This window comes from Martelella mediterranea DSM 17316 (assembly GCF_002043005.1).
GTDB classification, from domain to species: domain Bacteria; phylum Pseudomonadota; class Alphaproteobacteria; order Rhizobiales; family Rhizobiaceae; genus Martelella; species Martelella mediterranea.
Genome location: NZ_CP020330.1, coordinates 2,230,517 through 2,242,427 on the forward strand (window position 1 = coordinate 2,230,517; position 11,911 = coordinate 2,242,427).

Genomic DNA, 11,911 nt, shown 5'->3' on the forward strand with positions numbered 1-11,911 from the left:
CATGGCAACGAGAACAGATCCCAAGAAAGACGTCGTCATCATCGGGCTCGGCTGGACCGGGGCGATCATGGGCATGGAACTGGCCAATGAAGGGCTGGATATCCTCGCGCTCGAACGCGGCGACGACCGCAGCACGGTGCCCGATTTCCAGTATCCCAACATTTTCGACGAGCTGAAATACGCCGTCCGCTACGACCTGATGCAGAAGCCGGTCAACTCCACGCTGACCGTGCGCCACAATACGCAGGAGACTGCGCTTCCCTACCGTCATCTCGGCTCGTTCCTGCCGGGCGACGGCGTTGGCGGGGCAGGCGTCCACTGGAACGGCCAGAACTGGCGCCCGCAGGCGGTCGAATACCGTCTGCGCTCCTATGTCGAGGAGACCTTCGGCGCCGATATCATTCCCGAAGACATGCAGCTTCAGGATTGGGGCGTGACGGCAGAGGAGCTGGAACCGCATCTCACCAAGTTCGAGAGTGTGGCGGGCATTGCCGGCAAGGCGGGCAACATCAACGGCGAGATTCAGGAGGGCGGCAATCCGTTCGAAGCGCCGCGATCGGTCGAATATCCGATGCCGCCCTTGAAGAACACCTGGGATTCGGAACTGTTCGCCGATGCCGCGCGCAAGATGGGCTACCATCCGTTCCCGCGTCCTTCGGCCAATGCGTCGATCCAGTATGTCAACGACTACGGCATGCAGCTCGGGCCCTGCAATTATTGCGGCTTCTGCGAGCGCTTCGGCTGCAACAACTATTCCAAGTCGTCGCCGCAGGTCTGCATTCTCGACGCGCTGAAGCGCAAGCCGAATTTCAGCTACAAGGCCAAATGCGAGGTGCTGAAGATCGAAAAGGCCGCCGACGGCAAGACCGCGACCGGCGTGACCTATTTCGACGACAATACCGGCGAGGAGGTGTTCCAGCCGGCCGATCTCGTGCTGGTCTGCGCCTATTCGCTGCACAATGTTCACCTTCTGCTGCTTTCCGAGATCGGGCAGCCCTACGATCCCGATACCGGCGAGGGCGTCGTCGGGCGGAACTATTCCTATCAGATGACCGGCGGCACCAGCCTCTGGTTCAAGGACAAGGTGTTCAACCCGTTCGTGGGAACCGGCTCCGGCGGCATGACGATCGACGACTTCTCGATGTCGCAGATCGATTTCGGCAAGGAAGGCTTCATCGGCGGCAGCTATATCACCTGCGGCCACACCGGCGGCCGCCCGATCCAGCAGATGGCGCTTCCGCCGGGCACGCCGGCCTGGGGCGCGGGCTGGAAGGAGGCCGTCGGCGAATGGTACGGCCACAACCTCTCGATCGGCTCTCATGGCTCCAACATGGCCTATCGCGACACCTGTCTCGATCTCGATCCGACCTACAAGGACCGCCATGGCCGTCCGCTGATGCGCATGACCTTCAACTGGAAGGACAACGACATCAAGATGACCCAGTTCATGAAGGCCCGGATCGAGGAAATCGCCGAGAGCATGAACCCGGATGCCATGGCATCGGGCTACAAGGGCGACGGCGCGCAATATGACGTGCGTCCCTACCAGTCGACCCACAATGTCGGCGGCGCGATCATGGGCACCGACCCGAAGACCTCGGCGATCAACCGCTATCTCCAGAGCTGGGACTGTCACAACGTCTGGGTCATGGGCGCCTCGGCCTTCCCGCAGAACATCCAGTATAACCCCACGGGCGCGGTCGGTGGCCTTGCCTACTGGGCGCTGGAGGCGTTGCGCAAGGATTACCTGCCCAACCCCCGGCCATTGATGTGAGGAGTGCGGATCATGAAAACCTTTCTTCGCATCATTCTCGCCCTCATCGTCATCGGCGTCGTGGCGCTCGCGGCGATCATCTTCGTGCCGCCGTCCCTCACCAAACCGGATGACAAGCTGGCAGCCGACTGGCAGCCGGCGCCCGGCGAAGCCCAATACGTCACCCAGATGGCCGACTGTCAGGCCTGTCACACCGCCGAGGGCGGCAAGCCCTTTGCCGGCGGACGGGCCATCGAAAGCCCGATGGGCACGATCTGGTCGAGCAACATCACCCCCGATGGGGAGACCGGGATCGGCAATTGGACCTACGACCAGTTCCACGCCGCCCTCGTCGACGGCATCGCGCCCGGCGGGGTGCACCTCTATCCGGCCATGCCCTACGAGAACTACCGGCACATGAAGGAGGAGGATATCCGGGCGATCTGGAGCTATATCCACAACGATGTCGCGGCGGTCGACAACCCGGTGAAGGAGACGGCGCTCGACTTCCCGTTCAACCAGCGCTGGGGCATTCGTCTGTGGAACTGGGCCGCACTCGGCAAGCCCGGCTTCCACCCCGATGACGTTGCGACCGAAAGCGACACGCTTGATCGCGGGGCTTACCTGGTGCAGGCGCTCGGCCATTGCGCGGCCTGCCACAGCCCGCGCAACATGATCATGGCGCAGGATGGCACCAATGCCGACAATCCGGCCTTCCTGACGGGCGGCGAGATCGGCGGCTGGACGGCGCCCGACCTGCGCACGGCCGCGTCCGCACTGCAGACATGGACCGACGCGGACCTGAAGGACTATCTGACGACCGGCCGCAACGCCCATTCCGCGGTGGTCGGCGAGATGCAGCTCGTGGTCGGCGAATCCCTTCAATACATGAAGGACGAGGATGCCGATGCGATGGTCGCCTATCTCCGGGCGATCTCGGACGTCAAGCCCGACCCGCAGCCCGTGCCCGACGAGCGGACGACGGACCGGCTCGATGCCGCCGACGATCCGACGACGGCGAAGCTCAAGGCAGCGGCAGACCTTACGGATGGAGAAATTCTCTATCTCAACAACTGCAATGCCTGTCATATGCCGGACGGCCGCGGCGCCCCCGGCGTGTTCCCGGCGCTGAAGGGCAACTCGCTGGTGACGGCTCCGACGACGAAGGGTCTGACGGAGGTCATTCTCCATGGCGCCGCGATGCCTTCGACGGGCGAGCGTCCGGAACGGCTGGCAATGCCGGCCTTCGGCGTCCGGCTTTCGGATGCCGATATCGCAACGCTGGCGACCTTCCTGCGCAGCGCCTGGGGCAATTCCGCGCCCGCCGTGAGCGCGGACGACGTCAAGGCGTTGCGCCAGTAAGACCAAGGGCCCGCCGCTTCGATGAGGCGGCGGGCTCTGCAGGATCGGGCAATGCCCGCAACGGGAAATGCCCCTCTTTCTGAATGACGCAGGCAAACCGTGCCCGGCGCCGCGAGCCGTTGCGGAAGCCTCCGGCAATGCGCTGTCGCCCCGTGCGCAAAGCGACACTCGACATTACGCTCTGTTTGGCCTATATGGGCGCCAGCATTGAAACAGATGCGCATGAATGGCCCCTGCTGGACGACATCCCGGCCCGGGCGACTTGAAACACCCTCATTTCTTAAAGAAAGGATGACCGATGTCGATTACTGCTGAACGCAAGGCAGCGCTGATCAAGGAATACGCAACCAAGGAAGGCGACACCGGTTCACCGGAAGTACAGGTTGCCATCCTGACCGAGCGGATTACCAACCTGACCGAGCACTTCAAGGACCACAAGAAGGACAACCATTCCCGCCGTGGCCTGCTGACGCTGGTTTCGACCCGCCGTTCGCTGCTCGACTACCTTAAGCGCATCGATGAAAGCCGCTATACGAGCCTTATCGGCCGTCTGGGCATTCGCCGCTAGGCTTAATCCGGCGGGCGTTTGCGCCCGCCGTTTCCATTTGCGCTGACAAAGCGCCGGTTTTGCGCCGTGGCGGGCGCTGGATCAGAAGACGCGGCCCCGGAACGTCCGGCGCCGCATGCCGAAACGGACCTGTCATGGGGCAGGATTGCAGGCTGCTTCGCAACCGGAAGCAGCACGTTGTCTTGCCCGTGACGTGTCGAACGAAACGTGACGCCGTGATTTCGCCTTTCCTTCGGGCAGGAGCGGGATCGCTGCATTTGTTAAAGGACAAGACATGTTCAACTCCCACAAAGTGGAAATCGAGTGGGCCGGCCGCACGCTCACGCTTGAGACCGGCAAGGTTGCCCGTCAGGCTGACGGCGCGGTTCTGGCCTCCTATGGCGAAACCACCGTTCTGGCCACCGTCGTCTCCGCCAAGGAGCCGAAGCCGGGCCAGGATTTCTTCCCGCTCACCGTCAACTACCAGGAAAAGACCTTCGCGGCCGGCCGGATCCCCGGCGGCTACTTCAAGCGCGAGGGCCGCCCGAGCGAGAACGAGACCCTCGTTTCCCGACTGATCGACCGCCCGATCCGCCCGCTGTTTCCCGAAGGCTACAAGAACGACACCCAGGTGGTGGTCACCGTTCTCCAGCATGACCTCGAAAACAACCCGGACGTTCTGGCGATGGTCGCGACCTCGGCCGCGCTGACGCTCTCCGGCGTTCCGTTCATGGGCCCGATCGGCGGCGCGCGCGTCGGCTACATCAACGGCGAATACGTGCTGAACCCGCATATCGACGAAATGCCCGAAACCGCGCTCGACCTCGTGGTCGCCGGCACGGGCGACGCGGTCCTGATGGTGGAATCGGAAGCCAAGGAGCTGCCCGAAGACGTCATGCTCGGCGCCGTCATGTTCGGCCACAAGGGCTTCCAGCCCGTGATCGACGCGATCATCAAGCTTGCCGAAGTCGCCGCCAAGGAGCCGCGCGAATTCGAGCCGGAAGATCATTCCGCCCTTGAAAACGACATGCTCTCCTTCATCGAGAACGAGCTGCGCGACGCCTACAAGATCACCGAAAAGGCCGCGCGCTACGCCGCCGTCGACGCCTGCAAGGCCAAGGTGAAGGAGCGCTACGCCCCGGCCGAAGGCGAGGAAGCCAAGTACACGGCGGAAGAAATCGGCGCGGTGTTCAAGCACCTCCAGGCCAAGATCGTCCGCTGGAACATTCTCGACACCAAGAGCCGCATCGACGGCCGCGATCTCGAGACCGTCCGTCCGATCGTCTCCGAAGTCGGCATCCTGCCGCGCACTCACGGTTCGGCGCTGTTCACCCGCGGTGAAACCCAGGCGCTGGTCGTCGCCACGCTCGGCACCGGCGAGGACGAGCAGTATGTCGACGCGCTGACCGGCATGTATAAGGAACGCTTCCTGCTGCACTACAACTTCCCGCCCTATTCGGTGGGTGAGACCGGCCGCATGGGCTCCCCGGGCCGCCGCGAGATCGGCCACGGCAAGCTTGCATGGCGCGCGATCCGTCCGATGCTGCCGACCGTGGAACAGTTCCCCTACACGCTGCGCGTCGTCTCCGAGATCACCGAATCCAACGGTTCGTCCTCGATGGCGACCGTGTGCGGCACCTCGCTGGCGCTGATGGATGCCGGCGTTCCGCTGGCAAAGCCGGTTGCCGGCATCGCCATGGGCCTGATCCTGGAAGGCGAGCGCTTCGCGGTTCTCTCCGACATTCTCGGTGACGAGGACCACCTCGGCGACATGGACTTCAAGGTCGCCGGCACGTCCGACGGCATCACCTCGCTGCAGATGGACATCAAGATCGCCGGCATCACCGAGGAGATCATGAAGGTCGCGCTCGGCCAGGCCCAGGGCGGCCGCAAGCACATTCTTGGCGAAATGGCCAAGGCCATCACCGAGGGCCGCGAGCAGCTCGGCGAATACGCCCCGCGCATCGAGATGATGACGATTGCCGTCGACAAGATCCGCGACGTTATCGGCTCGGGCGGCAAGGTCATCCGCGAGATCGTGGAAAAGACCGGCGCCAAGATCAACATCGAGGATGACGGCACGATCAAGATCGCATCGTCCTCCGGCAAGGAGATCGAGGCGGCCAAGAAGTGGATCCACTCGATCGTCGACGAGCCGGAACTGAACGCGATCTACGAGGGCACGGTCGTCAAGACTGCCGATTTCGGCGCTTTCGTGAACTTCTTCGGCCCGCGTGACGGTCTGGTCCACATCTCGCAGCTTGCAGCGGATCGTGTGGCCAAGACCACCGACGTGGTCAAGGAAGGCGACAAGGTCTGGGTCAAGCTCATCGGCTTCGATGAGCGCGGCAAGGTCAAGCTGTCGATGAAGGTCGTCGACCAGGAGACCGGCAAGGAAATCGAGCGCAAGCAGAAGTCCGACGCCGCCGAGTAAGGCTGACGGACCAACGGGTTCTGAACCTTCGGAGCAGTGATGCTCCCTCCAATCTCCCCCCTTGAGGGGGAGATGTCGCGAAAGCGACAGAGAGGGGTAATGGGTATCAGCCCGTAGCTCCGCATTTGCCGATAGGGTTTACCCCTCTCTGCCCCTTCGGGGCATCTCTCCCTCAAGGGGAGAGATTGAGGGAGAGAACCGCAAGGCATTCATTTTCAGGCGTGAGCAGCTATCGCTCGCGCCTTTTTCACAGGTAGAATCATGGCTCGTGAGACGCTGAAAACCATTTTCCATCCCTTCGAAAGCGGCACGATCGCCATGCCCGAGGCTGGCCGTTGCCTGTTTCTGGGCGCCGAGCCCGGTTACCGGGTGCCGGAGGGCTTCGGCGCCTCGATCGAGGCGGTGCAGCCCTATCGCCCGCATTTCATCGGGCTGGAGCGCGCGCATGCCGATGTCGCGCCGGAGGCGGGCGAGGGGCCTTACGATCTGACGCTCATCCTGCTCACCAAGCATCGCGGCGAAAACGAGAACCGGATCGCGGAAGCGCTCGCAAAGACCGTGCCCGGCGGCTTCATCGTGATCGCGGGCACCAAGGAGGAAGGCATCCAGTCGCTGAGGAAGCGGCTCGGCCATCTGTTTTCCGATCTCGAATCGATGCCGAAATATCATGGCGTGGCGGTGTGGTTCACCCGCCCGGATGATGCCTCGGAGGCGATAGAAAAGCTGACCCATCCGACCGTCGAGATCGATGGCCGCTTCACCACCGTGGCGGGCCTGTTCTCGCATGACCGGATCGACGAGGGCTCGCGCATTCTGGGCGAGCGCCTGCCGGAAGATTTTTCCGGGCTTGCGGCCGATTTCGGCGCGGGTTGGGGTTATCTTGCCGCCATGCTCGCCGAACGCGCGCCGCGCGCGGAGGGCATCGATCTCTACGAGGCGGATTACCGCGCGCTGGAACGCGCCAAGGTCAATCTCGCCGGCCAGCAGGGCGCGTTTCGTTATTTCTGGCAGGACCTTGCGGGCGAGAAGGTCAGGACGCGCTACGACCTGATCGTCATGAATCCGCCCTTCCACGCCGGAAAGGCGGCAGAGCCCTCGCTCGGCAAGGCGCTGATCAAGGCCGCTTGCGATGCGCTGAAGCCCGGCGGGCGACTGCTTCTGGTCGCCAATCGCGGCCTGCCCTATGAGCCGGTACTCGCGGAAAACTGCAAGTCGAGCGGCGAGGATTATCGCAACGCCCGCTTCAAGATCCTCTGGGGCCGCAAGTGAGGTTCAACGCCCTCATCCCGGAACTCGGCGTGAGGGACCTGGCTCAGAGCCTCGAGTTCTACGTCGGGTTGATCGGCTTTTCGGTCGCCTATGACCGGCCGGAGGAGGGCTTTGCCTTTCTGGAACTGGGCGCGGCGCAGCTTATGCTGGACGCGATCGGCACGGGGCGAACGATCGGCGATGAGGAGTCAGCACTCGGCGGCGGTATCAATTTCCAGCTCGAGGTTAGGGATTTCGACGGCATCGTCGCGCGGCTCGCGAAAGCGGAGTGGCCGCTCGTGCTTGGTCCGGAGGAGCGGCGCTATCGAACGCCGAATGGCGAAAGAGGCCAGCGCCAGCTCTGGGTGCGGGACCCGGACGGATATCTCTTGAGGCCGTTTCAGCCGATCTGATCTTTCCGCCCGGAGCGAGCCTCACTGTTCGCCGAGCTTGATTGACGGGTCATACTCCTTGCCCTCGACTTCCTTCACCACGGCCTGGCCGCAATAGGTCTTACCGAGATTGGGATCGAAGGTCAGCGACGGCGAGCCATGCAACTCCCAGCCCTTGTTGAGGGCGTCGGTGACGCGGTGGCAGAAGGACGATTCGTCCGGGCCGGTGAGAAAGCGATAGAGTTTCATCGGGTATCCTTTGTCGATTGAATGGCGGTGACCTGCGCCAGCAGCGATCGGGCCTGCTCCAGATGCAGGCGCTCGACCATGCGGCCATCGAGATCGATGACGTTTAGCGCCTCCGCGCCCGGTCTGGCAAATGCTTCCACGATCGCGCGCGCCTCGGCAATAGCGTCTTCGGACGGGCTAAAATGGCGGTTGGCGGCCTCGATCTGGTTCGGGTGAATCAGCATCTTGCCGTCAAATCCCATGGCTGCGCCTTCGGCGCATTCTGCTTCGTAACCCTCCTGATCCGTGAAATCATTGTAGACGCCGTCGATGACGCGGATACCATAGGCGCGGGCGGCAAGCACGGTCTGCATCAGCCATGGCACCAGATAGGCGCGGCTGGGCGAGGGCGCCACGCCGGTTTCCGCGCGCAGATCATTGACCCCGACAACCAGCGCCTCCAGCCGCCCGCCGGCCCGCACATCGGAAAACGCCCCGGCAATGGCCGCGGCATTGACCACGCCCTCCGGCGTCTCGATCATCGCCCAGAGCTTGATGCGCTCCGGCGCGCCGTTTCTCTTCAGCAGAGCGCCCGCCGCGGCCATGCTTGCCACATTGCCGACCTTGGGCAGCAGAACGGCATCCGGCTGGCAGGCCAGCACGGTCTTCATGTCCTCGCTGCCGTCTGCCGTATCGAGCGGGTTCACCCGGATCGCGGTCACGCCCTCGGGCCGGTCCTCGCTGTAAAGCCGCTCCAGGTTCTCGCGCGCCTCGGCCTTTTTGCCTGGCGCAACGGCATCCTCGAGATCGTAGATTATGATATCGGCCGCAAGCGTCCTCGACTTTTCCAGCGCGCGGCGGTTGATGGCGGGTACGCTTAGCAGAGAACGCCACAGTTTTATGGGGGGCATGGCCATATTCCTGACAATTTCCGGACTCACTGGTTTTAGCAGTGCCTGAAAATGATGCTTCGCAAAGTTTTGGTTCGCATTCAATGAGACAAAATGGTCGCTGCCCCTTGCGCAACGGTCACCGACGCGCCAGATTAGCAAGTGTGAAAGGAAACTGACGATGGAAAACATCCGCTCCGTAGTAATGGCAATTGTCGGGCTGGCCGCCGTGGCCTTCGTGACCGTATTTGCTTTTTCCGTTGGTCTGGCGCTGGTTGGCGTTCTCGCCGTGCTGACCGTTGCTCGCGTGGTTGCCGGCAAGCTTAACCGTGCACCGGTTCCGGTTCGCACCCGCGATTGCCGCCGCAAGGATGGCATGCGCGTATGGGATGATGGCAAGGGCAAGATCATCGACCTCTGAGAGGTTCGATTTCGCAGCTCGATCGCTTTTCAGGCAGCCCTTGCGGCTGCCTTCTGTTTTTCCGCGCCCGTACCAAAAGGTACAGTTTTTCGTTGAAAGCGGCGTGAAACCGCTATAGAGCGATGGCAAGCTCAATAAACGTGCCGAGGATGTCCCATGGAAAAATTTGTCAAGCTGACGGGTGTTGCCGCGCCGCTGCCCGTGGTCAATATCGATACCGACATGATCATTCCCAAGGATTATCTGAAGACGATCAAGCGCACCGGTCTCGGCGCCGGTCTGTTCGCCGAAGCGCGCTTCAATCAGGACGGTTCGGAAAATCCGGATTTCGTGCTGAACAAGCCGGCCTATCGCGAGGCCAAGATCCTCGTGGCGGGCGACAATTTCGGCTGCGGCTCCTCGCGCGAACACGCGCCCTGGGCGCTGGCCGATTTCGGCATCCGCTGCGTGATCTCGACCAGCTTCGCCGACATCTTTTACAATAACTGCTTCAAGAACGGCATTCTGCCGATCATCGTGTCGCCGGAAGAGCTGGAAAAGCTGATGGACGATGCCGAGCGCGGGTCGAACGCGGTTCTGACCGTCGATCTTGAAAGTCAGGAAATCACCGGTCCCGATGGCGGCTCGATCAAGTTCGAACTCGATGCCTTCAAGCGCCACTGCCTGCTGAACGGTCTCGACGATATCTCGCTGACGCTGGAAAAGAGCGACAATATCGCCAGCTACGAAAGCAAGCTCGCCACCGAGCGCCCCTGGGCCTGATTATCACGGCAATATAATCAAGCGAGGCCGGCCTGAAGCTGGCCTCAGTTCTTTCCAAAGACGCTATCGCTCTGCGGTCCCCCGTCAAGGTTCGGGCGACATTCTTCCCTTTCGTGATGAGCAACAGCCGCTCTATTGTCTCATGGGGAGAACATGAAAGACCCCAAGGCCTTCATTCTCGAAAACACTGAAATCCTCGTTCCACCGCATGTGCCGGAAATCCGCCTGCGGCTGGCGAGCGAGGTGCATGATCTGTGGCAGAAGACCGAGAGCGAGCTTGAGGAAATCGGCCTGCCGCCGCCATTCTGGGCCTTTGCCTGGGCCGGCGGGCAGGGGCTGGCGCGTTATGTGCTCGATCATACGGATTGCGTGGCCGGCAAGCGGGTCGTCGATTTCGCCAGCGGCTCCGGACTGGTGGCGATCGCCGCTGCAAGGGCGGGCGCCGCCTTTGTTCTCGCAGCGGATATCGATCCGTTCTCTGGCGTTGCCGCAAAGCTCAATGCAGACCTGAACGGCGTCACGATCAGCTTCACCGAAAAAGACTTGATGGGAACCACCCCCGATTGCGACGTTTTGCTCGCCGGCGATGTGTTTTACGATGCCGCATGGGCAGCCGCGCTGCTGCCCTGGTTCGAGCGACTGACGGCACACGGCATCACCATTCTCGTCGGCGATCCGGGGCGGGCCTATTGCCCAACGGAACAATTGCAAAAACTTGCCGAATACCAGGTGCCGGTGACGCGGGTTCTGGAGGACAGCGAGGTGAAGCGGACCACGGTCTGGCGGTTCGCCGGACACGACTGAGTCGTTAAACTTGAGTTCAGTGCTCATGTTAAGCGCTTGAAATTCCACGCCCCGGATGGACTTGTTGACAAAAGCATGCGATTTTCCGGGCCCGATAAACGGTCTTTTTCAATCCGCCGACTGTCAAACCGATTAAATCGGGACGGGCGGAGCGAATCGACTTGTCGCGGCGGTTTGCGGTGGCTACACCACCGGTGAACGTCGGTTGCGTCCGGCTCTGGTTGCCGGGCGACGCCGATTGCACAATTGCCGCGTCCTACAGAACGCCTGCGAGGTTTTGATGGCCACTCCGACCAGCAACCGGCCCCTATCGCCGCATCTTCAAGTCTACCGGTTCATTCCGACCATGGCGATGTCGATCATCCACCGCATTACCGGCGGTGCGATGTATTTCGGCACGATCCTGCTTGCCGCCTGGCTGGTGTCCGCCGCCATGGGCAAGGAAGCCTTTGATTGCGTGAGCTGGTTCTTCGGTTCCTGGCTCGGGCTTTTGATCCTGTTCGGCTACACTTGGGCGCTGGTGCATCATCTGCTCGGCGGTCTTCGCCATTTCGCCTGGGATCTCGGCCACGGTCTCGGCAAGGAATTCACCACGAAGCTGGCGATCGCGCTGCCCTTCGTGTCGGTCGCGGTCACGGTCCTGCTCTGGATCGTCGGCCTCACGGTCTGGTAGGGAGAGCACCATGGATATGCGTACACCGCTGAAAAAGGTTCGCGGCCTCGGCTCCGCCAAGGAAGGGACCCATCATTTCTGGATGCAGCGGATGACGGCCGTCGCGCTCGTGCCGCTGTTCATCCTGTTCATCATCTTCATCATCGCCCATATCGGCGCGCCCTATGAAGAGGTGGTGGCGAGCCTTGCCAACCCCTTCATCGCCGTGCTGATGGGCCTGATGATCGTCGCCGGCCTCGTGCATATGCGCATCGGCATGCAGGAGATCATCGATGACTACATCCATGGCGAAGTGCTGAAGCTCGTCGCGGTGATGGCGAACACCTTCTTCACCGTGCTGATTGGCGGGCTCTGTCTGTTCGCCATCCTGAAAATCGCGTTTGTAGGATAATATTCA

The 11,911-nt window shown here is 62.1% G+C and carries 13 protein-coding genes; 11 read left to right on the forward strand and 2 right to left on the reverse strand.

The window, feature by feature from the left end; translation table 11 throughout:
- The first annotated feature begins 1 nt into the window (after position 1).
- The 6 genes from Mame_RS10425 (at position 2) to Mame_RS10450 (ending at position 7,757) form a co-directional block, all read left to right on the forward strand.
- Positions 2-1,774: a GMC family oxidoreductase gene (locus Mame_RS10425; RefSeq protein ID WP_018062722.1), complete on the forward strand. Its 1,773-nt coding sequence runs from the start codon at positions 2-4 to the stop codon at positions 1,772-1,774.
- 12 nt (positions 1,775-1,786) lie between these two features.
- Positions 1,787-3,115, forward strand: a complete 1,329-nt coding sequence (locus tag Mame_RS10430) for a cytochrome c (RefSeq protein ID WP_018062721.1) — start codon at positions 1,787-1,789, stop codon at positions 3,113-3,115.
- 298 nt (positions 3,116-3,413) lie between these two features.
- Entirely contained in the window at positions 3,414-3,683 is a 270-nt protein-coding gene (rpsO, locus tag Mame_RS10435; RefSeq protein ID WP_026173114.1) for a 30S ribosomal protein S15, read from the forward strand.
- A gap of 274 nt (positions 3,684-3,957) precedes the next feature.
- Positions 3,958-6,096: a polyribonucleotide nucleotidyltransferase gene (pnp, locus tag Mame_RS10440; RefSeq protein WP_018062719.1), complete on the forward strand. Its 2,139-nt coding sequence runs from the start codon at positions 3,958-3,960 to the stop codon at positions 6,094-6,096.
- Positions 6,097-6,357: 261 nt separating this feature from the next.
- Positions 6,358-7,365 (forward strand): class I SAM-dependent methyltransferase, encoded by a 1,008-nt coding sequence (locus tag Mame_RS10445; protein WP_018062718.1) that lies wholly within the window; start codon positions 6,358-6,360, stop codon positions 7,363-7,365.
- Between the two features lie 29 nt (positions 7,366-7,394).
- Positions 7,395-7,757: a bleomycin resistance protein gene (locus Mame_RS10450; RefSeq protein ID WP_235726772.1), complete on the forward strand. Its 363-nt coding sequence runs from the start codon at positions 7,395-7,397 to the stop codon at positions 7,755-7,757.
- 21 nt (positions 7,758-7,778) lie between these two features.
- On the opposite strand, the gene Mame_RS10455 is transcribed toward Mame_RS10450, so the two are convergent.
- Together Mame_RS10455 and Mame_RS10460 are read right to left on the reverse strand one after the other, a co-directional pair.
- A complete protein-coding gene (locus Mame_RS10455) occupies positions 7,779-7,985 on the reverse strand; it encodes a DUF1737 domain-containing protein (RefSeq protein WP_018062716.1) in 207 nt (68 codons plus the stop codon).
- Entirely contained in the window at positions 7,982-8,881 is a 900-nt protein-coding gene (locus Mame_RS10460) for an HpcH/HpaI aldolase/citrate lyase family protein (RefSeq protein WP_018062715.1), read from the reverse strand. Before Mame_RS10460 ends, Mame_RS10455 begins: the two co-directional genes overlap by 4 nt.
- Positions 8,882-9,035: 154 nt before the next feature.
- On the opposite strand from Mame_RS10460, the gene Mame_RS10465 reads away from it, so the two are divergent.
- The 5 genes from Mame_RS10465 (at position 9,036) to sdhD (ending at position 11,905) form a co-directional block, all read left to right on the forward strand.
- Positions 9,036-9,275 (forward strand): hypothetical protein, encoded by a 240-nt coding sequence (locus Mame_RS10465; protein ID WP_026173112.1) that lies wholly within the window; start codon positions 9,036-9,038, stop codon positions 9,273-9,275.
- A 156-nt stretch (positions 9,276-9,431) separates the two neighbouring features.
- Entirely contained in the window at positions 9,432-10,037 is a 606-nt protein-coding gene (gene leuD, locus Mame_RS10470) for a 3-isopropylmalate dehydratase small subunit (protein ID WP_018062713.1), read from the forward strand.
- A 153-nt stretch (positions 10,038-10,190) separates the two neighbouring features.
- The gene (locus Mame_RS10475; RefSeq protein ID WP_018062712.1) at positions 10,191-10,841 is read left to right on the forward strand and encodes a class I SAM-dependent methyltransferase; all 651 of its coding nucleotides are present in this window, start codon (positions 10,191-10,193) and stop codon (positions 10,839-10,841) included.
- Between the two features lie 280 nt (positions 10,842-11,121).
- Complete coding sequence (gene sdhC / locus Mame_RS10480) at positions 11,122-11,514, forward strand: succinate dehydrogenase, cytochrome b556 subunit (RefSeq protein ID WP_018062711.1); 393 nt, start codon at positions 11,122-11,124, stop codon at positions 11,512-11,514.
- Positions 11,515-11,524: 10 nt separating this feature from the next.
- The gene (sdhD, locus tag Mame_RS10485; RefSeq protein ID WP_018062710.1) at positions 11,525-11,905 is read left to right on the forward strand and encodes a succinate dehydrogenase, hydrophobic membrane anchor protein; all 381 of its coding nucleotides are present in this window, start codon (positions 11,525-11,527) and stop codon (positions 11,903-11,905) included.
- The last annotated feature ends 6 nt before the right edge of the window (positions 11,906-11,911 follow it).